1 pseudogene is annotated in these 353 nt (G+C 64.9%); it reads right to left on the bottom strand.

From position 1 onward, the window contains the following. Positions 1 to 14: 14 nt before the first annotated feature. Positions 15 to 353: pseudogene (locus JHD63_RS23190) on the bottom strand (IS4 family transposase); the annotation flags it as partial.

Below are 353 nucleotides of genomic sequence, written 5' to 3'. Positions count from 1 at the left end.
CCAATGCCAGTCAGTTAAGATCTGACTGGCATTTTCTTTGTGGGGAACTTGCTGCGAGAGCGCTTGACTTCGCGCGGGAATGACCGCCCGGCGCGGCGAGGCGGGAGCACGAAGTAGCGGGCTTGCTCCAACAGCCGCTGCAAGAGCGCAGGCAAGGTGCCGGCGCGCGCCAGGTGCACCGTGTTGATCGTCCCCACGATGGCATGGCGCGCTGTATGGAAGCTGATGCGGGTGGGCTCGACACCCGCGTGCCGGGCCATCAGGCGCATCCATCGGCGCAGCAGTGTGTGGGCAATCAAGATGCCCCAGACCTCCTGCCTGACCAGTTCAGGCTGCTTGCTGCGCAGCACGGC

It is taken from the genome of Xylophilus sp. ASV27, from assembly GCF_016428875.1.
GTDB lineage: Bacteria > Pseudomonadota > Gammaproteobacteria > Burkholderiales > Burkholderiaceae_C > Xylophilus.
The sequence above is the reverse complement of the archived record's forward strand: the minus strand, read 5'-3'. Positions and strand labels throughout refer to the sequence as shown.